The sequence below is a fragment of the Geobacter sp. PheSNFMC genome (assembly GCF_059620965.1).
On the sequence record NZ_JCAMRN010000027.1, the window covers coordinates 1 to 26,490 of the forward strand.

Here is a 26,490-nt window from a genome sequence, read left to right on the forward strand (position 1 = left end):
GCAAGGGGTGATGTGAAAAAAGTCACAACAAAACAATATGTTACAAGTGCATTGTGTCGCTGTATAGACTGCCATTTGGTTTTAATATGTATACTGATTTTATTTATACTATAACATGCTGTAATTGCATGACTTATTCTTGGGAAACGAAATTTTATTTTGATAACGGGCACTTTGAGTTCATGGGGGCCTTTTGTTACAACCGGGTATCTTCGGCCCATTGCCGCGACTGACTGCCGCATGCAGAACATGAGTTGCAATTGTCGCGATTTCAGTTGGAAAATGCCTTCCTGATTTGCGTCGGAGGCCGGCTACCGGTAAACTTAGTTCTACTTTGCCTCAGGGTGGTGCCGACAGTTCTGAGCGATTCTTTGTTTTGAGCGGGCGTTTTCTCCCGGGAAGAGCCCGGGCCGTCGAGCCCCTGGGGCAAGCAAAAACTGGCATTGACCGACAAGGAGGCATGCACATGGATACTCTTGAAGCAATCAGGACGCGACGGAGCGTGCGGGCGTTTTCCGACCGGCCGGTGGAGCCGGAAAAGCTTCAGACGGTGCTGGAGGCGGCACGGCAGGCGCCCTCCTGGGCGAACATGCAGTGCAGCCGTTTCGTGGTGGTGCAGGATGCCGAAATCAAGGCAAAGATCAGCGAGTTGTCGTTCGTGGAGGCATTTTTCGCGCCGCTCGGCTACCGGACCAACCCGGCCCAGAAGGCGCTCGCCGAAGCGCCGGTGGTGATCGTTGCCTGCGGCGTGCCCGGCGAGTCGGGCGATCTGCGCGGGCAGCAGTACTACATGACGGACGTGGGGATCGCCACGGAAAACCTCATGCTCGCTGCCCATGCCGTGGGACTCGGCTCGGTGTTTGTCGGCGTTTTCGACGAGGAACAGCTCGGCGACCTCCTGGACATCCCGCCGGAGATCAGGATCGTGGGGCTTTTCCCCCTGGGCTATCCCCGGGATGAGGCCCCGGCAAAATCGGGTCCGGCGCGCAAGCCCCTGGATGAGATCGTGTTCCAGGGCAAGTGGAAATCCTAGCCGGCCGTTGCAACGGAAGCCGGTGCGGGACCGGCAGAACAGACCGTTCCCGCACCGGCCCTCGACAGGTTCCGGCGTCCATGACGGAGGGAAGGGTGCTACGATATCTCGTTGTCCTCTGCCTGGCCCTGGTGCTGCCCCTGCACGGTGGCGCGGCCACCGACGGATCCTCGCCGGTTGAAGAGCACCATCACCATGCTGCGCCGGTTGCGGCGGAGGCAGTCGGCGTGGGAGTCGCCGAGCGGTTGGGGGAGAAGATACCCCTCGATCTGACGTTCAACGACGAAGCCGGCCGGCCGGTTCGCTTGGCGGACCTGGTTACGGGACCGACGATCATCCTGCCCGTTTACTACCGCTGCACCAATGTCTGCAATTTCCTCCAGAACGGCATGGCAGCGGTGATCCCCGAGATACGGCGGAAACCGGGGGATGAGTACCGGGTAATCTCCGTCAGTTTCGACGAGACGGAACCGCCCGATCTGGCTGCCCGTTATCGGCGGATCTACCAGGGGGCCATCACCACGCCGTTCCCTGAGGACGGCTGGCGGTTCCTGACCGGTGACGCGGCGAATATCCGCCGGCTGACCGACGCGATCGGTTACCGCTTCCAGCGGAAGGGGCGCGACTTCGTGCATCCGGTGGCAAGCGTGGTGATCGCCGGGGACGGCACCATCATCCGCTATCTCTACGGGACCTCCTTCCTGCCCAAGGATGTGACCCTGGCCTTGCTGGAGGCGCGGGAGGGGAAAGTCGGCAAGACCATTCGGACGGTGGTGGGATACTGCTTTTCCTTTGATCCGAAGCAGAAAACCTATGTCTTCAACCTGCTGCGCGTGAGCGCCACGGTAGTCATCCTGACAGCCGGGGCATTTCTCGCCTTTCTGCTGACAACGGGGAGAACGGGCGCACGGCAGCGCAAGGGAGGATCATGAACCGGTCTGAACGGACAGGCTCCGCTGCCGGCTTCTGGAGCGATACGGAAAAGGGCGGTATCGGCGCCTGGCTTCTCTCCACCGACCACAAACGGATCGGGCTGCTCTACTTCTGGTCGGTTTTCGGCTTTTTCCTGGTGGGGGTCGTGTTGGGGCTCATCCTCCGGCTTGAGCTGATGGCGCCGGGGCGCACCATCATGGGGCCCGATGCCTACAATGCCTTTTTCACCGTACACGGCGTGGTGATGATCTTTCTCTTCATCATCCCCGGCATTCCCGGCGCCTTCGGCAACATGCTGATGCCGATCCAGATCGGAGCCCGGGACGTGGCCTTTCCCCGGTTGAATCTCCTCTCCTGGTGGCTCTATGCCACCGGAGCCGGGGTGATCCTCCTCTCCCTCGTCACGGGCGGCGGCCCGCCGGACACCGGCTGGACCTTCTACCTCCCCTTCAGCGGTCGCACGGCCACCAACGTTTCCCTGGCGGTTTTCGGGGTCTTCATTGTCGGATTCTCCTCCATCCTGACCGGGATCAATTTCGTAACCACCATCCACCGGCTCCGGGCGGAAGGGATGAGCTGGGGGCGGCTCCCCCTCTTTGTCTGGTCCCTCTACGCCACGGCCTGGGTCCAGATCCTGGCCACGCCGATCCTCGGCATCACCCTGGTCCTGATCATCGCCGAGCGGATCCTGGGGGTCGGCCTCTTCGACCCGAGCCGGGGGGGTGATCCCATCATGTACCAGCACCTCTTCTGGATCTACTCCCACCCGGCGGTTTACATCATGGTCCTGCCTGCCATGGGAGTGGTGTCGGAGATCATCCCGGTCTTTGCCCGAAAACCCATCTTCGGCTACAAGATGATCGCCTTCTCCAGCCTTGCCATCGCCGCGGCCGGGTCGCTCGTCTGGGGACACCACATGTTCACCAGTGGCATGAGCGATACGGCGGTACTGGTCTTCTCCTTCCTCTCCTTCATCGTGGCCATTCCCTCGGCCATCAAGGTCTTCAACTGGGTCTCCACCCTCTACCGGGGATCCATTTCCCTGGACCCGCCCATGCTCTTCGCCCTTTCCTTTATCCTCCTCTTTTCCATCGGCGGGTTGACCGGGCTGGTTCTCGGGGCAGCCGCCACCGATATTCACGTGCACGACACCCACTTCGTGGTGGGGCACTTCCACTACGTCATGTTCGGCGGCGCCGGCTTCGCCTTCTTCGCGGCCATGCACTACTGGCTGCCCAAGTTCTACGGCCGGATGTACGCCCGCCGGCCGGCGGTCGTTGCCTGGGCCCTCATGTTCGTGGGGTTCAACATTCTCTATTTCACCATGAAGGTCCTCGGGATGAAGGGGATGCCCCGGCGCTACTACGACTACCTCCCCGAGTTCGCGGCCCTCAACCTGGCGTCCACCATCGGGAGCTGGATCCTGGCCCTGGGGCTCGCGGTAATGGTGGTGAACCTGTTCCGGGGATTGTGGAAGGGAGAGCCAGTGATCGAGGCGAACCCCTGGGGGGGCGCGACCCTGGAGTGGACCGTGCCGACCCCGCCCCCCACGGAGAACTTTGCCGAGGAACCGGTGGTGACCCACGGACCCTATGACTTCAAGGGAGCGGGGGCCCCATGAGCCACGCCACACACCGGGACTACGCCGGGGCCAAGCTCGGCATGTGGCTCTTTCTCTTTACGGAGATGCTCCTTTTCGGCGGGCTCTTCATCCTCTATGCGGTCTATCTCCACCGCTACCCCGCGGAGTTCGCCGTTGCCGGGCACCGGCTCGACCTGGTCCTGGGCACGGCCAATACGGCGATCCTTCTCACCAGCAGCCTCCTGGCGGCCCTGGCGGTAACGGCGGTCCAGCGGGACGAGGGGCGCGTGGCGTTCCGGGCGCTTGGGGGGACGATCGTCTGCGCCGGCCTCTTCCTGGTCATCAAGTACGCGGAGTGGAGCGCCAAGATCGGCCACGGCATCTATCCCGGCTCGCCGGACCTGGCCGCCGGACCGCCGGGGGAGTCGGTCTTCTTCGGTCTCTACTACCTCACCACCGGGCTTCACGGGCTCCATGTCCTGATCGGCGGAGTCCTGCTGGCGGTGGTGGCGCGGCGGGTCAAGGAAGGTCGGGTTCATGCCGGCGATTACATCTGGCTTGAGAACGGCGCCCTCTACTGGCACCTGGTGGACCTGGTCTGGATTTTCATCTTTCCGCTCTACTACCTCATGCTGTGAGGAGATTGACATGACATCCGGTTCCACAACCCACCGCCCCGTCGGCTACGGCACCCTGGCCTCGGTCTGGGCAGCGCTTCTCCTCCTGACCGGGGCCACGGTCTTTGTGACGCGGCTCGATCTGGGGGGATACAAGGTCGCGGCGGCCCTGGCCATAGCCTCAGCCAAGGGGGGGCTCGTAATCGCCGTGTTCATGCACATGAAATACGAGGGGAGGCTCCTGCGGTGGCTCCTCTTCCTGGCCCTGGTGACCCTGGCCCTGTTCATCGGATTAACCTTTTTCGATGTGCTCTACCGCTGAGGGATTGACGTGCGCGATTTCCCGACCACCACAACCGAAGCCGTCGATCCGGTCTTCATGTTCATCCTGGGTGCCTGCATCCTCCTCCTGACCGGTATCACGGTGGTCATGGTGGCCTTTGTCATCCGCTACCACCGTTCCCGGTCACCCGAACCCACGTCGCAGGCTTCGTCGAATCTCCGGCTGGAGATCGTCTGGACGGCCCTCCCCACGGTGTTGGTGCTGGCCATGTTCTACTACGGCTGGTCCGGCTACCTGTCGCTCCGCCACGTGCCGCCGGGGGCCATGGAGGTGACGGCCGTTGCCCGCATGTGGTCCTGGAGCTTCGAGTACCCCGGCGGCAGGACGAGCCCCCGCCTCTACGTGCCGGTGGGCAAGCCGGTGCGGGTCGATCTGGTGTCCAGGGACGTGCTCCACGGGTTCTACATCCCCGCCTTCCGGGTGAAGCGCGACGTGGTGCCGGGGATGAAGAACCATGTCTGGTTCGTGGCTCCCAAGGCCGGCTCCTACGATATTTTCTGCTCGGTCTACTGCGGCACCGGCCACTCGGCCATGATCACCTCCGTGGAGGCGGTTCCCGAGGAGGAATTCCGGGTCTGGCTCAGCCATGGGGAGGACAGGGAGGCGGAAGGGAAAGGCCATGGGCGGGAACTGCTGGAGAAGCATGGCTGCCTGGGTTGCCACTCCGTTGACGGATCCCTTCGGGTGGGACCCACGCTCAAGGGGATCTGGGGCCACCAGGTGGCCGTGACGGAGGATGGCGTCGAGCGGACCCTGACCGTGGACGAGGCATACCTCGTGCGTTCCATCCGTCAGCCGGCGGCCCAGGTGGTCAAGGGATTCCCGCCGGTCATGCCGCCCTATCCGGGCCTGAGCGATGAAGAGGTGGAGGAGATGGTGGAATTCATCAGGGAGCTCAAGTGATACGGCGGGCCCTTGTTCTCTTCAGGCCCCGGTTGGCGCTGCTGAATGGCATCGCGGCGGTGGCGGGACATGCCCTCGCCCCCCATGCCGCACATGCGACTCTTTGGGCGGCGCTGGCGGGCGTCGCGATCCTGGCCGCCGGGGGCTCGGCCCTCAACCAGGTGCTGGAGCGGGACCTGGACCGCCTCATGGAGCGAACCCGGCAACGGCCCCTGCCCCGGGGCGATCTCTCTCCCGCCATGGCCACTGCCCTTGGCTGTGCCTGCATCGGGGCGGGCCTTTTGCTGCTTGCCGTTGGCGGCCCCGTCCCCCCGCTGCTCGGTGCCGTGGCGCTCGCCTGGTACTTGGCGGTCTATACGCCGCTCAAGCGCCGCACCTCCCTGGCCCTGGCCATCGGGGCCGTGAGCGGCGCACTCCCGCCGGTGATCGGCTGGACCCTTGCCGGGGGCGCGCCCGGAGACTATCGGATCATCCTCCTGGCGGGCATCTTCTTTCTCTGGCAGGTTCCCCACTTCTGGCTGTTCCAGCGGCGTCACGCCGACGACTACCGGCGGGCGCGCATCCCGCTGTTCATCCCGGGGACGGGGGGGCGCGACCCGTCCTCCCACGTGCGGCTCTGGCTGGCCGCGCTCGCGGCCAGCGTCCTGCTCCTCCCCGCCTTCGGCCTCATGGGTCCGCACATGGCCCCGTGGATCGCCGCGGTGCCGCTCCTGCTCCTCCCGGCCTGCCGTTCTCGCTCCGAAAGGACCCTCTTTCCCTGGCTCAACGCATTCCCACTCCTGATGACCCTGGCGCTGCTCCTCGGATAGCGGAGCAGCGCCGGCGCCCGTCAGGCCCTGATCATCACCAGCAGCATCTTGAACCGTTCCACGGCCCTCAGGGCGTGGGGGCGATCCGCGGGCATGATGATCATCTGGCCGGCAGCGACCCGGTGGACCTGGCCGTCAATGGTGATGTCGGCGACGCCGTCCACGATCTGGACAAAGGCGTCATAGGGGGCCGTGTGCTCGCTGAGTCCCTGGCCTTCGTCAAAGGCGAACAGGGTTATGGTGCCGATCTTCTTGTCGATGAGGGTGCGGCTCACGACCGAACCGGGCTGGTACTGGGCCAGTTCCGCCATGCCGATGGCGCGTCCCGCGAGTGTTTCGTTCCCTGTGCTCATGATAGCCTCCCGTGCTTCGTGATGGTATGGGTACAGTATGCCGTATCCTGGGCCGATCGCCATTGACGGGAGTCAAGGAAGCCGATTGCGGTCCTTCTCCGCCACAGCGGCTCCGTGCCGGCGCCGCCGCCAGATACCCCGCAGGGCAAAGAACCCCCCGACGGCAGTCAGGGCCCAGATGGTTGCGGTGGCGATCAGTTCGCTCGTGGTCATGGCATTCCTCCTGCGGTGATGGCGCTGTCACGTCTGGTACGATAGCACCGCCGGCCCGCGATGGCCTTGATGCAGGTCAAGGGCGAGCGGTCTTCCGTGGGGGGTTGCCTCGCCGGCGGTGCCGGGTGTATGCTGTGCGGCGGTCTGTCGATGCACCGCCCCCGGCTCCTGAGGGGCCGGTATGTTACTGGAGGTTATTCCCTTGACCCTGCCGTTGCTGCTGACCCTGCTCCCCATCGTAGTCATCCTCGTCATGCTTCTGGTGTTCCGCAAGGCCGCCGATGTGAGCGGCATCATCGGCTGGTTCGCCATCTCGGTGGTGGCCTGGCTTGGATTCCAGACCACGCCGGAAGTCATCATCCGCTCCACCGCCGCCGGCTTTATCCGCTCCTTTTCCGTGTCGCTCATCGTGGCCACGTCGCTCCTTCAGATGGCGCTCATGGAGAAGACCGGCGCGCTCCGGCGGATCACCATCTTCATCAGGACCATTGCCAGCGACAACCGGGCCGTGCAGATCATGATGATCAACATCGGCTTCGGGACCCTCATGGTGGCCGTGGGGGCCACGCCGGTCTCGATCCTGCCGCCGATCCTGCTGGCCATGGGCTACTCCACCTACGTGGCCATCGCCCTGCCGGCCATCGGCTATGACTCCCTCTGCACCTATGCGCTCCTGGGCGCGCCCATCGTGGTCTTCGTGGATCTCGCCAACAGTTTTCTCGGCAAGGGGAACGAGATCGCCCTTCACCAGGCCGGCATGGTCTTTTACATGTTTCTGCCGGTGGTTTCCACCATGATCGGGTTCTGCATGCTCTGGATCGTGGGGAAATGGCAGGCGATCCGGGAGGGGTGGCTCCCCTGCCTCCTCACCGGCGCGGTCATCGGCGTGGTGGCCCGCTTCACCAACCAGTACGACAACCTGGTGGTGTTGACGGGCGTCCTCTGCGGCATCGCCGTCATTGCCGCCATGGCGGCCTACCTGGTTGTCACCGGCGGCAAAGTGATCGACCGCTCCCTCCTCTCCGCCGAGGAGCGGGAATTCGCCGCAGCCATGCCCCTCTGGCGGGCTTTCATGCCGTGGACCCTCCTCGTTATCCTTATTCTCGTCCTGAACGTTCCCCAGGACCTTTTCTCCTGGCTCTACCGGACCATGAAACTGCCCATCACGGGCCTCACGGCCGACGGCAAGCCCCTGGACACGCGGGCCCTGTGGCAGGCCTACACCTGGATCCTGGTCAGCACCATCCTGGCCGTGCCGTTCCTGAAGCCCACGGGGGAGCAGCTCCGTGAAACGCTCCGGGTCTGGGCCCGGCGGGCACCCCGGCCGGTGTTCGCGGCAGCCGTTTTCTTCGCCATCGGCGAGATCATGAACATGGCGGGCTACGACATGGCGGCGGACCGGTTCGTGGTGCCGAGCATGGTCAAGGTGCTGGCCGATTCCTCGGCCCTGGCCTTCCAGGGGATGTACGGGGAGGTTGTAGCGTTCATCGGGCTCTTCGGCGGGTTCATCACCGGCAGCGAGGCATCGACCATCGCCATGTTCGCCAAGTACACCATGACCACGGCCAAGAACCTGGACATGCCGCTGTCGGGGCTGATCATAGTCACGGCGGGGCTCGCCTTCGGCGGCGGGCTTGCCAGCGTCATCTCGCCCGCCAAGCTCCAGAACGCTGCCGCAGCCATCGACAGGATCGGCGAGGAGGGGAAGGTGATCCGCATCGCCTTTGTCTTCGCGCTCCTGCTCACCCTGGTCACCTCCCTGTTTGTGGTTGTTCTGCTCACGGTCAACGGCATGGGGAGAGTTTAGTGAGCCCGGAGGGGCGGGGATGAGGGCGGTTGAACTTTTCTGCGGCATCGGCGGCTTCGCCGCCGCGGTGGAGGGGACGGGCGTCCACGTGGTGGCGGCCCTGGATCAGGACGACGCGGCCCTTGCCACCTACCGGCTCAATTTTCCCGGCCACGGTGCGCGGAAGGTGGATCTGGAGCGGGTGAGCGCCTGGGAGTTGACCGCAGGAGGGGTAGACCTCTGGTGGCTGTCACCCCCGTGCCAGCCTTACTGCGAACGGGGCGTCCGCCGGGATCTGGCCGATCCCCGCGCCCGGAGCCTCGTGCATATCCTTGATCTGACCGCCAGGATGTCCGATGAGGCTCTGCCGCGCCATCTGGCCCTGGAGAACGTTGCCGGCTTCGTCGGCTCCGAAGCCCACGGCCGGCTCACCGAGGTACTGGCGTCACGGGGATACCGGCTGCAGGAGCGGCTGCTCTGCCCCACGGAGCTGGGCATCCCCTCCCGTCGCCCCCGCTACTATCTGGCCGCCTCCCGGCAAGCCCTGGCATCGGTGGAGACATCCTCGCCACTGCCCCGCAAGCCCTTGGCCGAGTACCTTGATCCCCTGCCGGCAAACGGTCAGCCGGCCGAACTCCTGCTCTCCCCCTCCATCGTGGAACGGTTCGGTGCCGGCTTCCGCATTCTCGATCCCGCCGATTCCGATGCCTACACCACCTGCTTCACTTCGGGCTACGGCAGGTCCCTCACGGCGTCGGGGGCCTACCTGCGCTGCAACGACGGTGTCAGGCGATTTTCTCCCGAGGAGATCGCCCGCCTCCTGCATTTTCCCCTGTCGTTCCGCTTTCCGGAAGAGGTGCCGCTGCGCAAGCGCTGGCAATTGGTGGGGAACAGTCTGTCCGTGGCCGCGGTGCGGGAGGTGCTTCGGGCGTTGCCGTTGCCGGCTGAGGAGGGGTGATCGGGGAGAGAAATGAAAAAAGGCGGCTCAAGGCCGCCTTTTTGTGGTGAAGAAGGGAGGAGCTAGAGGATTTCCACCAGTTGGAATTCGTAGGTGAGGTCCTCGCCCGCCAGGGGGTGGTTGGCGTCGAAGGTGACGCTTTCGTCGGTCACTTCAACCACGGTTACGCCGAAGTCCTCGTCGTTCTCGTTGGAGATGACCAGTTCCTGCCCCACTTCGGGGGTCAGGTCGGGGGGGAGATCGGAGCGCTCCACGGTGAAGACCTTCTCCTCGTCGTACTCGCCGAAGCCTTCCACCGCCGGGATGACCACGGTCTTCTTCTCACCCGGGGCCATGCCGATCAGCGCCTCCTCGATCTTCTCGAAAAACTCGCCACCCCCGATGGTCAGGGCCATGGGGCCGCTCTCCTCGCAACCGCAGCCGCAGCCACCGTCGCCGCAGTCATCGGATTCGCAATCGTCCGTGTCGCATCCAGCCCCTTCGAGGGTGCTGTCGAAAACCGTTCCGTCTTCCAGGGTGCCGGTGAAATCGATCGTTACCCGGTCACCTTTTTGTGCTTGTGCCATTGTTGTTCCCTTTTTGTGTAATGATGTTTCTGCCTCTCTAGAGTACAGGTGCGAGGGGTAAACAGTCCACCAAAAAATCGTGCCGGCCGGCGGTTAACCCGGTGCCTTCGCGGTTAAAATCGTGTAAGATGAGCGGCCACGCCATTCCCGGACCAAAGGAGTTCCGCCATGACCGATACCCTGATACCCCGCACCCCCTCGGCCTACGACTATCCCCTGCTCATCAAGAACCTGTTCCGCAACCCCGTGGTCGACAACCCGGACCAGGAAATCATCTACCGGGGCGTGGTCCGTCACACCTACCGCGACGTGCGCCAGCGGGTCCGGCGCCTGGCCAACGTCCTGACGGGCCTGGGGGTCAAGGCGGGCGATACCGTGGCGGTCATGGATTGGGACAGCCACCGCTATCTGGAGCTTTTTTTCGCCGTGCCCATGATCGGCGCTGTGCTCCATACCATCAACGTCCGCCTCTCGCCGGAGCAGATCCTCTACACTATCGACCATGCCGAGGACGATCTGCTGCTGGTGAACGGCGAGTTCCTCCCCATCCTTGAGCAGATCAGGGGCAGGATCGGCACGGTGCGGGGGTATGTGCTCCTCACCGACGAGGAGATGATGCCCGAAAGCCACATCCCCTTTGTGGGGGAGTACGAGGCGCTCCTGGCCGAGGCTGCCACCGACTATGAGTTTCCCGATTTCGACGAGAACTCCCGGGCAACCACCTTCTATACCACCGGCACCACCGGCCTCCCCAAGGGGGTCTATTTCAGCCATCGTCAACTGGTGCTCCACACCCTGGGGGTCATGGCATCCCTCGGCACGGCCTCCGCCCATGGCCGCCTCCACCAGGGGGACGTCTACATGCCCATCACCCCCATGTTCCACGTCCATGCCTGGGGCATGCCCTACCTGGCCACCATGCTCGGCATCAAGCAGGTCTATCCGGGGCGCTACTCGCCCGACCTGCTCCTGGAGCTCATCGAAAAGGAACGGGTCACCTTCACCCACTGCGTTCCCACCATCCTCCACATGCTCCTCAGGCATCCCCATGCCAAACGGGTGGACCTGGCAGGGCTCAAGATGATCATCGGCGGGGCCGCCATGTCCCGGGCCCTCTGCTGCGAGGCGCTGGAGCGCGGCATCGATGTTTTCACCGGCTACGGCATGTCCGAAACCTGCCCCATCCTGACCATCTCGCGCCTCACGCCTGAAATGCTGGCGAGGGAGCCGGCGCAGCAGGCCGAGATCCGCTGCCTCACGGGTCTGTCGCTTCCGTTCGTGGACCTGCGGGTGGTGGACCCGGAATCCGGCGCCGAGCAGCCCCGGGACGGCCGGAGCGCCGGCGAGATCGTGGTGCGCGCCCCCTGGCTGACCCAGGGGTACCTGAAGGACCACCGCACCTCGGAAAAGCTCTGGGAGGGAGGCTTCCTCCACACCGGTGACGTGGCCGTGCGGGACGAGCGGGGATACGTGCGGATCACCGACCGGACCAAGGACGTGATCAAGGTGGCGGGGGAGTGGGTGTCCTCGCTGGAGCTGGAGGACATCCTGGCCCATCATCCTGCCGTGGCCGAAGTGGCGGTCATCGGTCAGCTCGACGAGAAATGGGGGGAGCGTCCCCTGGCCCTGGTGGTGCTGAAGCCCGAGGAGGCCGGCCGGGTGGTGGAAAAGGACCTGGCCCACTTTGTCCGGGAGTACGCCGACAAGGGGATGGTCAGCAAACAGGTGGTTCTCCTGAAGGTGCGGCTCGTGGATGCCATCGACAAGACGAGCGTGGGCAAGATCAGCAAGGTGACCCTGCGGGAGAAGTACCTGGCGTAGGATGGCTACTCGGTGAAGGCCAGCTTCCGCTCCAGGTCCATGGAGCGGGTGATCTGCTTGGCCTGGTCGAAGGTAATGACGTCCTTCTCGCACAGTTCCAGCAGGTGCTGGTCAAGGGTCTGCATCTGGTAGAGGGAGCGGCCGTTTTCGATGTGCTTCTCGATCTCGTCCAGGCGCCCCTCGCGGATGCAGGCCTGGATGGTGGTTGTGGCTCGCATCACCTCCACCACGGGCAGGATGTTCTCCCCGGACTTGTCCTTGATGAGCCGCAACGACACGGTGGCCACCAGGATGTCGGCCAGGCGCTGGCGCAGGACCTCCTGGGCATCGGGGGGAAAGTGGCCGATGAGCCGGTTGATGGTGGATACGGCGCTCTGGGTGTGGAGGGTGGAAAAGACCAGGTGGCCCGTCTCCGCCGCCTTGATGCAGGCGTCGATGGTTTCCAGGTCGCGCATCTCGCCCACCATGATCACGTCGGGGTCCATCCGCAGGGACGAGCGGAGCGCCGCGCTGAAGTCGACCGTGTCGATTCCCACCTCCCGCTGGATGATGCAGCTCTTGTCCGTGGTGAAGAGGAACTCGATGGGGTCCTCGATGGTGATGATGTTGAAAGTGCAGGTCTCGTTCAGGTGGCGGATCATGGAGGCGAGCGTGGTGGACTTGCCGTTGCCCGTGGGCCCGGTGACCAGCACGAGGCCGTTGGGGGCCTTGGCGATCTCACCCAGGACCGGCGGCAGGTTGAGTTCCTCGAAGGTCCCCACGTGGGGGGGGATCACCCTCATGACGATGCCGATGCTCCCGCGCTGACGGAAGATGCTCACCCGGAAGCGCCCGCCATTGGGGAGCGAGTAGGAGGCGTCCAGCTCCCGCAGCTCGTCGGGGAGGGTCCGGTGATTCTGCTCCATGACGGCCCGGGCGATGAACTCGGTGTCCTGGGGGGTGAGTTTCGGCAGCTTGGAGCGGAGCAACTGCCCCTTGGCCCGGAAGAAAGGGGGATTGTCCACCTCGAAGTGAAGGTCGGAAACCCGCTTTTCAAAGGCAATGCCCAGAATCTGGGACAAAAGGTTCATATCCATGGCAGTACCTCGCTGCTATCTGAAAGATGCGGCCGGAAAGACCGTTCAGCGGTCGGAGGCCGTCCCCTCGGGAACCGTCCGCTCCCGTTTCCTGCGATAGAGCGCCGTCTCCAGCACCAACCCCGCCTCGCCCGCCACGAGCTCAAGCAGCTCGGTGCGCACAGGCGCTACTCCCCTGTGGCCGAAATCGCCGTAGATGAGAGCGATGACCTTGCCGCCGCAGACCAGCGGAAGCAGGATGACCGTGGGGTGGAGCGGCGCGCCGATGGTGGGGAAAAGATGCCCCTTCACTATCTCATCGTCAGTTTCGCCATAAAATGCAGCTCTTTTTTCAATGGCGTCCCGGAGCACCGACGGCCGGTCCAGGGGAATTCTCGTGCCCAGGGAGGACGGGGTTCCGGCAGCGCGATCGCCCCCCATGCCGATACTCCGCTCGACGACAAGTTCCCCCTCCCGCACGATGAGGGTCAGGGCCCGCTCAAAGGTGCCTGCCACGGTGCCCAGGAGGGCCTGGGCGATTTCCGGTGGCTCACGCAATGCCCGCAGTTCCATGAAGGCTTTGCCGAGTTGGGCCAAGGCCGCCTCGCCGCCGTCCGAGCCGCGCCGCCTCAGGTAGAGGGGAAGGGCGTCCAGGAGCCGGAGGGTGTCTTCCAGGAAGGTGTCACCGCTTGCATCCCGCACGGGACGGGGGAACACGGCCACAGCCCCATCTTTCAGGGCCTGAAGAGCGAACGCCGGCTCAAGGGGCGATGCGAGCTGGATGAGTGCAAGCCGGGGATGGTGCTCCCTGACCCTGCGCAGGAGCCGGGCTGCGTCTTCCGCTGGCAGGGGGAACCCGGGCGATGCCGGTGAATCGAGGATCAGGGTCGTTTGTCCCCCCCGCGAGGAAAGCTGTTCCGCCAAAGGGGCCAAGTCCTGCTCCTCGCTGGTCGTGACGACGGAGATTCCCGCCTGGCGGCAGACGGTTGTGACACAGTAGGAAAAAAGGTCGTCCGGGCTGAAGAGGATGGCGGAGAGAGTGGGCGCGCCACCGGCCGGCGCGGTGTTCCCGAGCCGGCCCAGAAAGGCGAAGAGCTCCTCCTGTTCTTTGTCGGACAGGTCTGCGCCCAGTTCCTGAATCGTGCGCTGGATGGAGGGGCAGCGATCCTCCAGTCCCAGAAAGACCTGGGGGATCTTCCGCTCAATCCGTTCCAGGGCGCCGAGCCCCAGGTCGTCGGCCGAGATGCTGAAATCGCCGGTCTCATCGCCGGCGAGGTCCGGGGCCCCGACCGCAAACTCCTCTTCCACCAGCAGCCCGTCGCGCTTTTTCTCGTCATAGATGCGGAGGGCGTCCATGAGGACATTCTCCGTGTGGAGCGTGATTTCCTCGTGGAGCTTTTCCGGGAAATAGCGGTATTCGTCGGAAACCGTGACCCGGTTCACGTCCAGATCGAAGGTGCCCCGCCTCAAGGTGAGAATCTCCACCACTGTCAGTTCGATGAGGGCCTCAAGCCCCCGGTAGGCGTCCTCCTTGCGCACGCTGCCCCATTCGAGGAGGGTGGCAACCAGGGGTTTTCGCCCCTCTCCTGCCCGCTGCTGCTCCAGCAGTGCCCGGTCCAGCACCTCCCTGCTGATGACGCCGGCTTCCACGAGGATGTTTCCGATCCGGACGCTGTTGTCGAAATGGTTGGCACTGATGATATAGCCGCCGCTGAAGACGAGCTGGCTCTCCCCCTTGCGTCCCCGCACGGTGAGGGTGCCCGACTTGCGCGTGGCGTGCAGCAGTTGGATGACGTCGACGATCGACAGGTGTTCCAGGTCGCCGGTGAAAGACATGTGGTCGGTTCTCCTTGCAGGGGGCGTCCGGACGCGCCCGGGCCCGTATCCGTCAGACGAAGGGAACGGGTGGCTTCATCAGCCGAATCCAGGTTCAATTAAACTCGATAACGGGTAATCCTTCAAGTACACCTATCGGAAAGAAACGGAATCGCTTGAGGAAACCTTGCCGCCGCCCGGCAGCGGGCGCGGAAAAGCGTATGCGTTCGGCGCCGATTCCGGGTATACTGCGGGCCCTACCCCAACGACAAAGGAGCCCCTATGGAGATACTGCTGAACGACGTGGAGGTGCGGGTTCTCGGCTGCCTGATCGAAAAGGAGCTGGCAACCCCCGAGTACTACCCCCTCACCCTCAACAGCCTCACCACGGCCTGCAACCAGAAGTCGAACCGGGACCCGGTCATGGCCCTGGAGGAGTCTGAGGTGGTGCGGGCCCTGGATGGCCTTAAAATGAAGCATGTGGCGATCCAGGCGGCCGATTCGGGACGGGTTCCCCGCTACCGCCACATCCTGGCGGAGCGGCTGCGGTTCTCCCCGGCCGAGCTGGCGATCCTTGCCGAGCTGCTCCTGCGGGGGCCCCAGACCCTGGGCGAGCTGCGTACCCGCGCGGAGCGGATGCATCCCTTTACGGACTTGACCGCCGTGGAGCAGGTGCTGGGCGAGCTGGCGGAACGGACCCCGCCCCGTGTCATGCGGCTTCCCCGTCAGCCCGGCCGCAAGGAATCACGTTTCGCCCACCTGCTGGCCGGCGAGCCGGACCTGTCGGCCGAAGAGCGGCCGGCGCCCCCGGAAGGGGCCCGGCTCCAGGTCATGGCGGAAAATGAGCGGCTCGCCGCGCTGGAATCGGAGGTGGCCGCGCTCAGGGCGGAAGTGGCCGAGCTGCGGCAGGTGATGGAAGAGTTCAGGTCCCAGTTCGAGTGAGAGGGGAGGGAGGCATGACGGACAAGCGTTTCCTGACCCCGGCCGAGGCCCTTAACGCCACGGTTGAGAACGGCCGGCGGGTACTGACCCAGTCCCTCGCCCGCACGGTGCTCCTGAGCCTGCTGGCAGGATTTTACATAGCCTTCGGCGCCCAGTTGGCCACGGTGGTGACCCAGGACGCGGCGCTCCACGTGGGGCAGGGGATCGCCCGGTTCCTGGGGGGAAGTGTCTTCTCGGTGGGGCTCATGCTGGTGGTGATCTGTGGGTCCGAGCTCTTCACCGGCAACAGCCTTCTGACCGTGGCGGTTCTGCACGGCGAGATCACCTGGGTGAAGATGCTGGAGAACTGGGGGGTGGTGCTCCTGGGGAACCTGGCGGGATCCCTCTTCTTCGCCTGGCTCATGGTGGAGTCCGGGCTCTGGGAGAACGGGGCCGTGGGCGACCAGGCGGTGCGGATAGCCGCGGCCAAGTGCGCGATCCCCTTCGGTGCCGCCCTCATCCGGGGCATCCTCTGCAACTGGCTCGTCTGCCTGGCGGTCCTCATGGCCACGGCGGCCCGGGACGTGGGGGGCAAGATGCTCGCCTGCTACGTCCCGATCATGACCTTCGTGACCAGCGGGTTCGAACACTCGGTGGCAAACATGTATTTCATCCCCACCGGGCTCCTGGTGGCCGGCGCCCGGGGCACGGCGGAGCCGGGCCTTTCCTGGGGCGCATTCATGGGGAACGTGGTGCCGGTCACCATCGGCAACGTCATCGGCGGGGTGATCTTCGTGGCCATCGCCTACTGGTTCATCCACCTGAAAAAGGAGGGGAAGCAGGCCTAACCGTTACCGCTTTTTCACCCGGAATCCTGCCCGTTCCAGCCCCCCCAGGTCAAGCCCGCCGCCGGTTTTCCGCGGCTCTTCCTTGTGCGCCGGCTTTTCCGCACTCCGCGGGGCGCCGCCGGGCGCGGCCTCCCGGATGGAGAGGGAGATGCGCTTGCGCTGCACGTCCACGGCCAGGACCTTCACCTGCACCACCTGCCCCACCCGCACCGCCTCGGCCGGGTCCTTCACGAACTTGACCGAGAGGTGGCTCACATGGACCAGGCCGTCCTGGTGGACCCCCACGTCCACGAAGGCGCCGAACGCGGTCACGTTGGTCACCACCCCCTGGAGCACCATCCCCTCCTTCAGATCGCCGATCTCGGTCACGTCGTCCCGGAAGGCGGCGGTGCGGAATTCCTCCCGCGGGTCCCGGCCCGGTTTTTTCAATTCTTCCATGATGTCCCGCAGGGTGGGAAGCCCCACTGCGTCGGTCACGTAGCGCTTCAGGTCGATCCGCGCCGGCAGGGCCGGGTCCGCGGCCAACTGGCCGAGGGACACGCCCAGATCCGTTGCCATGGCCTCCACCACCGGATAGCGCTCCGGGTGGACGGCGGTGGCGTCCAGGGGATGCTCGCCGCCCCGGATGCGGAGAAAGCCGGCCGCCTGCTCGAAGGCCTTGTCGCCGAAGCGGGAGACCTTCATGAGTGCACGGCGGGCGGGGAAGGGACCGTGCTCGTCCCGGTGGCGGACAATGGCCCGGGCCAGGGACGGCCCCACGCCGGAGACGTAGGAGAGGAGCGCCCAGGAGGCGGTGTTCAGGTCGACCCCCACGTAGTTGACGCACGACTCCACCACCGCGTCCAGGGACTTCTTCAGGGCGCGCTGGTCCACGTCGTGCTGGTACTGGCCCACGCCGATGCTCTTGGGGTCGATCTTAACCAGTTCGGCCAGGGGATCCTGGAGGCGCCGGGCGATGGAGATGGCCCCCCGCACGGTCAGGTCCAGGTCCGGAAACTCCTCCCGGGCGATCTCCGAGGCGGAATAGACGCTGGCCCCGGCCTCGCTCACCATGACCACGGGAATCCTCTTGCCCCCCTCGGCCAGGGTTTCCTTGGCGAACTGCTCCATTTCCCGTCCCGCGGTGCCGTTCCCCACAGCCACCATCTCGATGCCGTGGCACTCCACCAGCCGGAGAAATTCGCGCTTTGCCGCCGCCACCTTCCCTTCGCCGCCGGCGTGGGGGTAGATGGTCACATGCTCCAGGAACCGGCCGGTGCCGTCCACCGCAGCCAGCTTGGAGCCGGTCCGCAGCCCCGGGTCCACGCCGAGGACCCGCTTGCCGCCGGCCGGCGGTGCCAGGAGGAGGTTCCGAAGGTTCTGGGCGAAGACGGTGATGGCCGCCTCATCGGCCCGCTGCTTGGCTTCCAGCCGCAGCTCAACTTCGATGGAGGGGGCGATGAGGCGTTTGTAGGCGTCCTCCGCCACCCCTTCCAGAAGTTGGCGGAAGATGCTGGCGCGCCCCCCGATCCGGGCCCGGAGACCGGCGAGGATCTCTTCCGTCGGCGCCTCGATGGCGAGGATGAGCACCTCTTCCTTCTCGCCCCGGCGCATGGCGAGCATCCGGTGGGAAGGGACCGACTTCAGGGGTTCCCGGTGGTCGTAGTACATCTCGAACTTGGTGACCGCCCCTTTCCGGTCGGCCGCCACCCGTGAACAGAAGATCCCCTGGTCGGCCGTGAGGCGGCGGACAAAGGCCCGGGCATCGGCGTCGTCCGCCAGCCGCTCGGCCAGGATGTGGCCGGCTCCCTCCAGGGCGGCGGCCGCGCCGGGCACCTCGCCGGCGGGGTCCACGAAGGGGAGGGCAGCCTCTTCGGGCGTGCCCGCGGTCAGCTCCTGGGCCGCCATGAGGTCGGCCAGGGGCTCCAGCCCCCGCTCCCGGGCGATGGTCGCTTTAGTGCGCCGCTTGGGCTTGTAGGGGAGGTAGAGGTCCTCAATCTCGGTCTTCTGGCGCGAGGTCCGGATGCGGTCCGCCAGCTCGGGGGTGAGCTTCCCCTGTTCCTCGATGGATTTGAGGACCGTGAGCTTGCGCTCCTCCAGCTCAGTGAAATAGGCGAGGCGCTCTTCGATCCCACGGATGCCGACTTCATCCAGTTCGCCGGTCCGCTCCTTCCGGTAGCGGGCGATGAACGGGACGGTGGCCCCATCGCGCAGAAGTTCCACCGTGTTCGCCACCTGGAAGGGGGCGAGGCCGGTTTCTTCGGTCAGGTAGCGGAGAATATCCTGCAGGGTCTGGTCGCTTAGTGCCATGGAAAGTCCTCTGTTCCGGGGGAGTTGGGAAAGGCGGGCATCCTACCACAGGGGGCGGCGTTTGAAAAGCGGGGAGGGCTTCAGTGCCGGTCCATGCGGCAGGTGCCGCCGTCGCAACGGGCGGCGCGTTTCGGAAGGTACTTGCGGATACGGGCGAATCCCCGGTAGCCGAGCCGGGCCAGGAGGTTGAGCCCCGGCAGCATCACGAGGGCGCCGAGGAGCCCGTAGAGGGTTGAAGCGGGGAAGGCCTGCCAGATGGCCCAGAAGCCTTCCACTCCCCGGTAGGCGCGGCCATCCCGGTCGATGGCGTGCATCTGCGCCATGAACGCCTCCAGGGTGATGCCCCAGGGGGACGGGTCAAAGGCGGGATCGCTGATGTCCACGAAGACGAGCCGTCCCCCGTGGTTTTCGCGCCGGTAGACCGCCATTTCGGCCGCGCAGACGGAGCAGGCGCCGTCATAGAAGACGGTGAGGGGGAATGCCGGCGGGGTCGGCACGGTGCGCCGCCTCAGGGATAGACCCGCACCACCTGCTCGGCCACGCAGGCGGGCTTGTCCTTGCCCTCGATCTCCACGGTGATCTCGTAGGTGATCTGGACCGCCCCGGCCAGGGGCTCCACCGCCTTGAGCAGGGTGCGCGCCCGAAGCCGGGAGCCCACGACCACCGGCTGGGGAAAGCGGACCCGGTTCAGGCCGTAGTTGACCCGCAGCCGCATGCCGGGGTAGTTGCGCTGGAAAAAATCCGGATGGTTCGCCTCCGTGAGGCAGGGGAGCAGGGAGAGGGTCAGGAACCCGTGGGCAACGGTGGCGCCGTAGGGGGATTCGCGCCGGGCCCGCTCCGGGTCGGTGTGGATCCACTGGATGTCGCCGGTTACGTGAGCGAACCGGTCGATCCGCTCCTGGTCGATGGTGAGCCAGGGGCCCACGTGGGTTTCAGTGCCGAGTTTCGGGGCAAGGAATGCGATCAGGTCATCCGCTGCCGACATAGGACCTCCGTGAAATCTGTCGTTCACTGTAGGGGCAATTCGTGAATTGCCCCTACACCGGCTATTGACGCTGGGAAAGCGGCTTCGCGTGACTCCGCCCCAGCCGCTTGATCAGTTTCCACAGGGGACCGCGCACCGGGAAGTGGCGCATGGCCTCCAGCATGGCGTCGCTCATGTTGATCTCCAGTCCCGGCGCCACCCAGTTCCGCCGCGTCATGGCCCCGGCGGTGACGAGTTCCCCCAGCACGTCCCTGATGGCGGGGTCCAGGTAGAAGGTCGGTTCCAGGAGCGGCTCATCCGGCGTCACCATCCCCTCGGCCACGGCCCGTTCGAAGAGGGGGGTGCCGGGGAAGATCCGGATGCCGGTCATGGCGATGACCGCGGTGGGGGCCACCTCGTCCATGAGGGCGAAGCTCTCGGCAATGGTCGCCGGGGTCTCGCCGGGGCCGCCGAAGAGGATGTAGTGGGCAAAGTCGACCCCCAGCTCGCGGCAGATGCGGGACGACTCCCGGATCTGTTCCACGCCGAAGGACTTGCCCAGGTTGCGGAGCATGGCCGGCGAGCCCGAGTCGGTGCCGAACTCCACGGCGTCGCAGCCGGCGGCCACCATGGTTTCCATGAGGCGCGGGGTGATGAACTGGGGGTTTATGAAGGCCGACCAGCCCATGGTGAGGCCCGAGGCGACCATGGCCCGGCAGAGTTCCTCGGCAAAGTCGGGGGGGTAGTTGAAGATGTCGTCCACGAAGTAGACGTAGTCGATGCCGGCATCGGCCAACTCCCGCAGCTCGGCCACGATCTCCGCTGCCGGCCGGAGCCGCATGCGCCGTCCCTCCAGGAGCGGATAGGTGCAGTAGATGCAGCCGAAGGGGCATCCCCGCTTCGTCTGGATGTTGGCCATCCCTCCCTCCCGGCGGTAGCGGGCCAGGGCGAAGAGGCGCCGGTCCGGGGCGGCGATCCGCTCCACCGGCCGGGGTGGCGCAAAGGCCCCGGCGCCGGCCACCACTCCCGGCAGGCACGCCGGGGACTCGCCCCGCTCAATGAGGGCCAGGATCTCCGGCAGGATCTCCTCTCCCTCGCCCACCACGCCGAGGTCACCGCCGGTGAAGGCGAGGAGTTCGGCGGGCATGAGGGAGAAGCCCGATCCCCCCAGGATGGTGGTGGCTATGCCCCGGCAGCGGTCCACGATGGCCTTGACCCCGGCCACGTAGGAGCGGGAACCGGGCCAGGTGACGTTGTCGATGTTGCGGACGGAGATGATCACGGCCTGGGGGGCGAAATCCGCCAAAGCCGCGGTCACGGCCGCCTCCGGATCGGCTTCGAAGCAGAGGTCCAGGGCCCGGAGCTCGTGGCCGGCCGCCTCCAGGGACGGGACCAGGCAGGCGAGCCCCAGGGGAAAGACCGGGTAGGGGCTCCGCTCCCGGTTTGCCGACACGAGGAGGAGCCTCATGACCCCTCCGTCCAGGCGAGCAGCCGTTCCAGCCGTTCGCCCACTGCGGGGGGAAGGCGGTACTGGAGCACCCCCTGCCGGTCGGTGAGGGCGTGAACAGTGCGCCCTCGCGCGCAGAGGGTGCCGTCGGCTCCAAGGATGCGGGTGGCGAATTCGATGGTGGCCGTTTCGGTCCGGAGGGCCGTGGTCATGATCCGCAGCTCTTCGTTGAAACGGGCTGGCCTGCGGTAGGAGAACTCCAGGTCCACGACCGGGGCCAGATATCCCAGCTCGCCGATCTGGGCCGCGTCGAGCCCGAACCGCCCCGCCAGGTCGTTGCGCCCCACCTCCAGCCAGGCCACGTAGTGGCCGTGCCAGGCAACGCCGTAGGAATCAACCTCGTTGAAGCGGACGGTGAGCGGTGTCTCGTGTTCCCGCATGCTACCTCCCCCGCTCGCTTTCGATCCACCGGTTGTACTTGCGGAGGGAATCACCCGCCCCCACCTCGTAAAGACGGTCGGCGCCGGCAGCGCGCAGGGCGCGGTAGGTGCGCTCCCACCGGACCGGCTCCATGAGGTCCCGGACCATGAACACCGGCAGGTCTGCGGCGGCCAGGAAGTCCTGGTCGATGTGGTCCACCAGGGGGACGGACGGCTCCCGGTAGCGGTAATCGCCGGCCACGGCGGAGAGCTCCGTTGCCACCTCCGCCATGAGCGGGGTGTGAAGCGGTGCGTCGCAGGGGAAGAGCCTGGCCGAGAAGGCGCCGCGGGCCAGGGCCTCGGCGCAGGCGTCCTCCATGGCCCCCCGTTCGCCGGCCAGGAGAAAGTGGCGGGACGTATTGTGATTGGCAAGGTACACGCCGTTGTTCTCGGCAATGGCCAGGAGGGGCTCCAGGGTGAGCCCCACCATGCAACCGAGGGCGTAGGTCCGTTGTCTCCCCATGGCGGCCATGGTCCTGCCGAGGCGGACGGCGAGCTCCAGGGCGTCCCCCTCATCCAGGGCGCCGGCCGCGGCCAGGGCGGGGTAGATCCCCATGCTGTGCTCGGCGATGAGCCGGGGCGCGATCCCCTCGGCCCTGAGCCGGCGGGTCCGGTAGAGCCCCATGGCCACGCCGTAGGCCTGGAGTGCCACGGTATCGCTGGACGGCTCGCCGGTCCAGGAAAAGGTGTGCAGGTCAAAGGAGGCCCGCTGCCGCGTCAGAAGGGCAATGGCCTCGAAATCCGCGTCCTCCGGGAATTCGACCGGGGGCGCGAGGGGTTGTCCGGGAAACATGAAGCAGATCATGGTCAGGAGGCTTTCGTTCTGTCGGATTTTCGGATGGCGTTGCGGAACCCCAGGTTCATGGGGCCGAAGACCTGCACTGAGCGGTGCAGCTTGCCGATGCGCCGCCACATGGAGCCGAAGGAGTAGAAGGAGCGGTTGAGCCAGTCGTGCCCCTCCTGGAGCTCCCGGGCGGTCATTTTCGTGGGGCGGAAGGTCACGTGCCCCATGTCGTAGTCGCGCCAGTCATTGGAGGTGATCCGCCCCTCGGCCTCCAGCCGCCGGCGTACGGCGGTACCGGGGTAGGGTGTGAGGATCGGGAAAATGGCCGCCTCGATCCGGGCCTCTTCGCAGAAGCGGAGGATGCGGCCGAAGGAGTCCGGGGTGTCGCCGTCGTAGCCCAGGACAAAGGACCCGAGGATGCCGATGCCGTGGTCCCGGAATTTCCGGGCCTGGTCCAGGAACGCGGAGGAGCTGTTGGTCACCTTTCCCATGGCGGCCAGGGCCTCCTGGTCCAGGGACTCGAACCCCACGAACATGCCGATGCAGCCCGATTCGCCGGCGGCCCGCATCAACTCCTCATCCCCGGCGAAATCGATGGGGGCATGGGAGAGCCACTTGAACCCCATTCCCTTCATCCCCCGGAACAGGGGCAGGGCGTAGCGACGGTCGGCCACCAGGTTGTCGTCCACGAAAAAGGCAAAGGAGTTGGCCTTGCGCAGGGTTTCCAGCTCGGCGAGCACCGCTTCGACGGGGCGTTCCCGGTACTTGCGGCCGTAAAAGGCGGTGACCGAGCAGAATTCGCAGTCGAATGGACAGCCCCGGGTGGTCTGGAGGGTGTTGGTCAGCAGATACCCCTTGCCGGCGAAGATCTCGCGCCGGGCCACCGGGATCGATGCCATGGGCAGGAGCCCCGGGGACCGGTAGAGGCGCTGGAGCCGGCCCGCCTGGAAATCCGCCAGCAGCAGGGGCCAGGAGAGTTCCCCCTCGCCCACCACTACGGCGTCCACGTGGCCGAGGGCCTCGTCCGGGAGATTGCTGGCATGGAATCCCCCCATGACCACGGTTTTTCCGCGGGACCGGAAGCCGGCGGCGATCTCGTAGGCCCGGGGCGCCTGGGGGGTCATGGCGGTGATGGCCACCAGGTCGCACGGGGCATTGAAGTCGATGGCCCCCCGGCTCTCGTCGCAGAGGGCCACGTCCCATTCGGGCGGGGTAACCGCAGCCAGGGCGGCCAGGGCGAGGGACGGGAACTTGAAGCCCAGTTCGCCCCAGAGCCTGCCCCGGGGCCAGCCCGGCGCCACGAAGAGGATCTTCATTTCCGGTTGGCGGCGATGTGGTCGGCCATGCTCCGGACCGACGCGAAGACCGTTGTGCCGGTGGCGGCGTCGGGGACCACCACGCCGAAATCCTTCTCCATGGCCACCACGAGCTGGAGGGCGTCAATGGAGTCGAGGCCGAGACCTTCGCCGAAGAGGGGGGCGTCGGTGTCGATGTCGTCGGGGGACATTCCCTCGATCCGGAGGGCGTCGATGATCATCTGCTTTACCTGCACAATGAGTTGGTCGGACATGCGGTTATCCCTTCACGGTTTCGTTGTGTTCATCGTTCCAGAAGTCGAAAAAGTTGTACCATTGATCGGGGTAGCTGCGGATGTACCGCTCGAAGACCCCGAGTACCTGCTCCATCCCCCGGCGGATTGCCTCGGCGTTGCGGCCACGCCCGCCGGCGAACCGGATCGGCTCTTCCATGATGGTGGCGTAGCTGCTTCCCTCCAGGGGGACGAACACCGGCATGACCGGCGCGCCGGTGGCCAGGGCCAGGTAGCCGGCCCCCACCGGGATGGGGGTCGGCCGGCCGAAGAACTCCAGTTCCATGGTCTGGGACGAGCCGTCCCGGTCCACCAGGAGCGCCACCACCTCGTTGCGGCGCAGGGCGTTCACCGCCTCCACGGCAGCCAGGGGGGAGGTGTCGTGCCGGTCCACGTAGATGAAGCGGATGCCCCGTTCCTCCCGGACCCGCTCCCGCAGGTCGTTCACCCGCTCGTCGGGCTCCCGGAAGGTCATGACGTTGAGCCGGTAGCCCCGCTCGGCCAGCCCCAGCCCCCCCAGTTCCCAGTTGCCCAGGTGGGGCGAAACGATGATGGCACCGTTCCCCTCCGCCAGGACCCGATCCAGGATACCGTGCCCCTCCTGCCGGCCGATGAGGGCAAAGAGCCGCTTGCCCCGGCGGCGCATCATGAGCATGATGTCGGTCCAGTTGCGGGAGCACTTGTAGTAGGTGGAGAGCACCAGTCGCTCCACGTTGCGCCTGCCGGTCACGGCCCTCAGGTTCGCGCGCACCCCCCGCCGGGGTCCGGGGATGACCAGGTAGAGGATCAGCCCCGTCAGAAAGGCGAAGGGCGCATGGACCGCCCGGGGGACCAGCAGGGTGAACAGGTTGATAAGGAACAGGTTTATCCGGTTGTGCAGCGGCACGTGTCAGCTCGTCATGCCGGAGTTCCGGCGTCTGTGAAGGTTCTCCCGTATCCCTGGCTCTCCGGCTCCACGGATTCAGGTTTCAGATGCATCAGCGGGTTACGCCCCTGGGGCGCTTCCCCTGCCCGTCGCCGAACTCCTGCTCCCAGGCAGGGTCGGCGAACTCGGCGTAACGCCGGGCATAGTCGTCCATGTTGTCCGCCAGGCCGGTGAAGATGGCGTCGGCCCCCTCGTGTGTGGGATAGGCCCCGGCGCTGTGGAAGAGCTCGCGCCCCACGTCGGGGTGGTCGATGAGCATGCAGGGGCGGAGCAGGTTGTCGTGCTCTCCCTGCACCTGGCGGATTTTCCGGAACAGCGGCGACCGCAGGGCTTCCCGCAGGGTGGTGCGCCGGATGTTGTCCACGGCAAAGTGGCAGAAGACGCACGGCTCGATGTCGCCGTTGGCGTTGATGTGGAAGTACTTCCGCCCCCCGGCGATGCAGCCGCTGATGATGGGGCCGTCGTTCCAGAAGTCCACGAAGAGCATCGGCTTTGCGGCCCGGAAATCGACGATCCGGCGCCGCAGGGCGTCCCGCTGTTCCGGCGTCGCCATCAGCTCCAGGTCGGGCTCCCGCCCCACCGGCACGTAGGTGAAGAGCCAGAGGGCGAAGACTCCCTTGGCCACCAGCATGTCGATGTACTCGTCGCTGGTGATGATGTCGGTATTCCGGCTGGTCTGGGTGAAGGAGCCGCAGAAGGAGAGCCCCGCCTCCCGCAACAGGTCCATGGCCCGCATGACCTTGCGGAAATGGCCGGGCCCGCGCCGTTCGTCGGTTTCCTGCTCGTACCCCTCCAGGGAGAAGGCGGGCATCACGTTCCCCACCTCCACCAGCTTCCGCACCATGGCCTCGTCGATGAGCCCGCCGTGGGTGAAGACGAGGAAGGCCATGTCCGAGTGTTTTTTGAAGATCTCGAAGATGTCTTCTTTAAAGAACGGCTCCCCGCCGGAAATGACGGCGAAGTAGACCCCCATCTCCTTCATCTGGGTGAGGATCGAGTCGATCTCGTCGTTGGTCAGCTCCAGGGCCTTGGCGTAATCGCCCGCGTAGCAGCCGTAACAGGAGAGGTTGCACTTCATGGTGGTGCTGATGACCACGGTGGAGGGGGGATAGTACCCCTCCCGCTCCTGCCATGCCTTCCGCGTGTTGGTGCCGGAGAGGAGGTGGTTCACCGCCAGGTTCGTGATCCACTTCTCCCGCTGGTTGGGGTGGATCTCCCGCAGGATACGGCGGGGAAACTCGATGGAAGGGTGGTTCTCCTGGATGAGCCTCCGGATCCAGCGGATCCGTTCCTTGTAGTATTCCTTTTTCGGGATCAGCTCCATCAGGTGGGTCATCCGCGCCAGGTTCTCGTTGGAGGCGTTGGTGGCCATGGAGAGAAGGAGGGAGACGATTTTTTCGGTTGTATAGTTCTTTAGGCTCTGGAGCATCAGTCTGTGACCTCGTTGTGGTTCCCGGC

Annotated in this window: 27 protein-coding genes; 12 read left to right on the top strand and 15 right to left on the bottom strand. The window is 65.6% G+C overall.

Features of this window, described 5'->3' with window-relative positions; genetic code table 11:
- Nucleotides 1-466 precede the first annotated feature (466 nt).
- From AC6CDK_RS07655 to AC6CDK_RS07685, 7 genes are all read left to right on the top strand, one after another.
- The gene (locus AC6CDK_RS07655) at nt 467-1,033 is read left to right on the top strand and encodes a nitroreductase family protein (protein ID WP_014551260.1); all 567 of its coding nucleotides are present in this window, start codon (nt 467-469) and stop codon (nt 1,031-1,033) included.
- A gap of 95 nt (nt 1,034-1,128) precedes the next feature.
- The gene (locus tag AC6CDK_RS07660; RefSeq protein ID WP_039647760.1) at nt 1,129-1,965 is read left to right on the top strand and encodes an SCO family protein; all 837 of its coding nucleotides are present in this window, start codon (nt 1,129-1,131) and stop codon (nt 1,963-1,965) included.
- The gene (gene ctaD / locus AC6CDK_RS07665) at nt 1,962-3,587 is read left to right on the top strand and encodes a cytochrome c oxidase subunit I (protein WP_039647761.1); all 1,626 of its coding nucleotides are present in this window, start codon (nt 1,962-1,964) and stop codon (nt 3,585-3,587) included. The genes AC6CDK_RS07660 and ctaD overlap by 4 nt, the downstream gene beginning before the upstream one ends.
- Complete coding sequence (locus AC6CDK_RS07670; protein ID WP_039647762.1) at nt 3,584-4,186, top strand: cytochrome c oxidase subunit 3 family protein; 603 nt, start codon at nt 3,584-3,586, stop codon at nt 4,184-4,186. The genes ctaD and AC6CDK_RS07670 overlap by 4 nt, the downstream gene beginning before the upstream one ends.
- Before the next feature lie 10 nt (nt 4,187-4,196).
- Nucleotides 4,197-4,487 (top strand): cytochrome C oxidase subunit IV family protein, encoded by a 291-nt coding sequence (locus tag AC6CDK_RS07675; RefSeq protein WP_039647763.1) that lies wholly within the window; start codon nt 4,197-4,199, stop codon nt 4,485-4,487.
- A gap of 9 nt (nt 4,488-4,496) precedes the next feature.
- Entirely contained in the window at nt 4,497-5,411 is a 915-nt protein-coding gene (coxB, locus tag AC6CDK_RS07680; RefSeq protein WP_039647764.1) for a cytochrome c oxidase subunit II, read from the top strand.
- Complete coding sequence (locus tag AC6CDK_RS07685) at nt 5,408-6,220, top strand: protoheme IX farnesyltransferase (protein ID WP_039647765.1); 813 nt, start codon at nt 5,408-5,410, stop codon at nt 6,218-6,220. The genes coxB and AC6CDK_RS07685 overlap by 4 nt, the downstream gene beginning before the upstream one ends.
- 20 nt (nt 6,221-6,240) lie before the next feature.
- Here AC6CDK_RS07685 and AC6CDK_RS07690 read toward each other — a convergent pair whose 3' ends face one another.
- Together AC6CDK_RS07690 and AC6CDK_RS07695 are read right to left on the bottom strand one after the other, a co-directional pair.
- Entirely contained in the window at nt 6,241-6,573 is a 333-nt protein-coding gene (locus AC6CDK_RS07690; protein ID WP_039647766.1) for a cupin domain-containing protein, read from the bottom strand.
- A gap of 72 nt (nt 6,574-6,645) precedes the next feature.
- Nucleotides 6,646-6,786: a hypothetical protein gene (locus AC6CDK_RS07695; protein WP_052269459.1), complete on the bottom strand. Its 141-nt coding sequence runs from the start codon at nt 6,784-6,786 to the stop codon at nt 6,646-6,648.
- Nucleotides 6,787-6,988: 202 nt separating this feature from the next.
- Between AC6CDK_RS07695 and AC6CDK_RS07700 the strand changes: the two genes are divergently transcribed.
- Complete coding sequence (locus AC6CDK_RS07700; RefSeq protein ID WP_226048150.1) at nt 6,989-8,593, top strand: L-lactate permease; 1,605 nt, start codon at nt 6,989-6,991, stop codon at nt 8,591-8,593.
- A gap of 19 nt (nt 8,594-8,612) precedes the next feature.
- Nucleotides 8,613-9,530, top strand: a complete 918-nt coding sequence (locus tag AC6CDK_RS07705) for a DNA cytosine methyltransferase (RefSeq protein ID WP_192904991.1) — start codon at nt 8,613-8,615, stop codon at nt 9,528-9,530.
- A gap of 62 nt (nt 9,531-9,592) precedes the next feature.
- Here AC6CDK_RS07705 and AC6CDK_RS07710 read toward each other — a convergent pair whose 3' ends face one another.
- A complete protein-coding gene (locus AC6CDK_RS07710; RefSeq protein WP_039647769.1) occupies nt 9,593-10,096 on the bottom strand; it encodes an FKBP-type peptidyl-prolyl cis-trans isomerase in 504 nt (167 codons plus the stop codon).
- 168 nt (nt 10,097-10,264) lie between these two features.
- Between AC6CDK_RS07710 and AC6CDK_RS07715 the strand changes: the two genes are divergently transcribed.
- On the top strand, nt 10,265-11,917 hold the full coding sequence (locus AC6CDK_RS07715) for a fatty acid--CoA ligase (protein WP_039647770.1): 1,653 nt from the start codon (nt 10,265-10,267) through the stop codon (nt 11,915-11,917).
- Nucleotides 11,918-11,922: 5 nt separating this feature from the next.
- Here the strand turns inward: AC6CDK_RS07715 and AC6CDK_RS07720 are convergent, their stop codons facing one another.
- Nucleotides 11,923-12,993: a type IV pilus twitching motility protein PilT gene (locus AC6CDK_RS07720; RefSeq protein ID WP_192904990.1), complete on the bottom strand. Its 1,071-nt coding sequence runs from the start codon at nt 12,991-12,993 to the stop codon at nt 11,923-11,925.
- Between the two features lie 45 nt (nt 12,994-13,038).
- On the bottom strand, nt 13,039-14,808 hold the full coding sequence (locus tag AC6CDK_RS07725) for a DUF4388 domain-containing protein (RefSeq protein ID WP_192904989.1): 1,770 nt from the start codon (nt 14,806-14,808) through the stop codon (nt 13,039-13,041).
- A gap of 261 nt (nt 14,809-15,069) precedes the next feature.
- On the opposite strand from AC6CDK_RS07725, the gene AC6CDK_RS07730 reads away from it, so the two are divergent.
- Nucleotides 15,070-15,729: a YceH family protein gene (locus tag AC6CDK_RS07730; protein WP_192904988.1), complete on the top strand. Its 660-nt coding sequence runs from the start codon at nt 15,070-15,072 to the stop codon at nt 15,727-15,729.
- 14 nt (nt 15,730-15,743) lie between these two features.
- Nucleotides 15,744-16,556, top strand: coding sequence for a formate/nitrite transporter family protein (locus tag AC6CDK_RS07735; protein WP_039647774.1), 813 nt, complete (start codon nt 15,744-15,746; stop codon nt 16,554-16,556).
- A 3-nt stretch (nt 16,557-16,559) separates the two neighbouring features.
- Here AC6CDK_RS07735 and AC6CDK_RS07740 read toward each other — a convergent pair whose 3' ends face one another.
- The 10 genes from AC6CDK_RS07740 to AC6CDK_RS07785 form a co-directional block, all read right to left on the bottom strand.
- Nucleotides 16,560-18,845 (bottom strand): Tex family protein, encoded by a 2,286-nt coding sequence (locus tag AC6CDK_RS07740; protein ID WP_039647775.1) that lies wholly within the window; start codon nt 18,843-18,845, stop codon nt 16,560-16,562.
- Nucleotides 18,846-18,925: 80 nt separating this feature from the next.
- The gene (locus AC6CDK_RS07745) at nt 18,926-19,342 is read right to left on the bottom strand and encodes a thiol-disulfide oxidoreductase DCC family protein (RefSeq protein WP_066356734.1); all 417 of its coding nucleotides are present in this window, start codon (nt 19,340-19,342) and stop codon (nt 18,926-18,928) included.
- An 11-nt stretch (nt 19,343-19,353) separates the two neighbouring features.
- The gene (locus tag AC6CDK_RS07750) at nt 19,354-19,830 is read right to left on the bottom strand and encodes a MaoC family dehydratase (RefSeq protein WP_039647777.1); all 477 of its coding nucleotides are present in this window, start codon (nt 19,828-19,830) and stop codon (nt 19,354-19,356) included.
- A gap of 61 nt (nt 19,831-19,891) precedes the next feature.
- Nucleotides 19,892-21,277: a lipid biosynthesis B12-binding/radical SAM protein gene (locus AC6CDK_RS07755; protein WP_039647778.1), complete on the bottom strand. Its 1,386-nt coding sequence runs from the start codon at nt 21,275-21,277 to the stop codon at nt 19,892-19,894.
- Nucleotides 21,274-21,696, bottom strand: coding sequence for an acyl-CoA thioesterase (locus tag AC6CDK_RS07760; protein ID WP_039647779.1), 423 nt, complete (start codon nt 21,694-21,696; stop codon nt 21,274-21,276). Before AC6CDK_RS07760 ends, AC6CDK_RS07755 begins: the two co-directional genes overlap by 4 nt.
- A 1-nt stretch (nt 21,697) precedes the next feature.
- Complete coding sequence (locus AC6CDK_RS07765) at nt 21,698-22,528, bottom strand: ACP S-malonyltransferase (protein WP_226048149.1); 831 nt, start codon at nt 22,526-22,528, stop codon at nt 21,698-21,700.
- Between the two features lie 14 nt (nt 22,529-22,542).
- Nucleotides 22,543-23,835: a B12-binding domain-containing radical SAM protein gene (locus tag AC6CDK_RS07770; protein ID WP_192904986.1), complete on the bottom strand. Its 1,293-nt coding sequence runs from the start codon at nt 23,833-23,835 to the stop codon at nt 22,543-22,545.
- Nucleotides 23,832-24,089, bottom strand: a complete 258-nt coding sequence (locus AC6CDK_RS07775) for a phosphopantetheine-binding protein (RefSeq protein WP_039647782.1) — start codon at nt 24,087-24,089, stop codon at nt 23,832-23,834. The genes AC6CDK_RS07770 and AC6CDK_RS07775 overlap by 4 nt, the downstream gene beginning before the upstream one ends.
- 4 nt (nt 24,090-24,093) lie before the next feature.
- The gene (locus AC6CDK_RS07780; protein WP_039647783.1) at nt 24,094-24,993 is read right to left on the bottom strand and encodes a lysophospholipid acyltransferase family protein; all 900 of its coding nucleotides are present in this window, start codon (nt 24,991-24,993) and stop codon (nt 24,094-24,096) included.
- Nucleotides 24,994-25,084: 91 nt separating this feature from the next.
- Nucleotides 25,085-26,461, bottom strand: coding sequence for a radical SAM/SPASM domain-containing protein (locus tag AC6CDK_RS07785; RefSeq protein ID WP_039647784.1), 1,377 nt, complete (start codon nt 26,459-26,461; stop codon nt 25,085-25,087).
- Nucleotides 26,462-26,490: the final 29 nt, after the last annotated feature.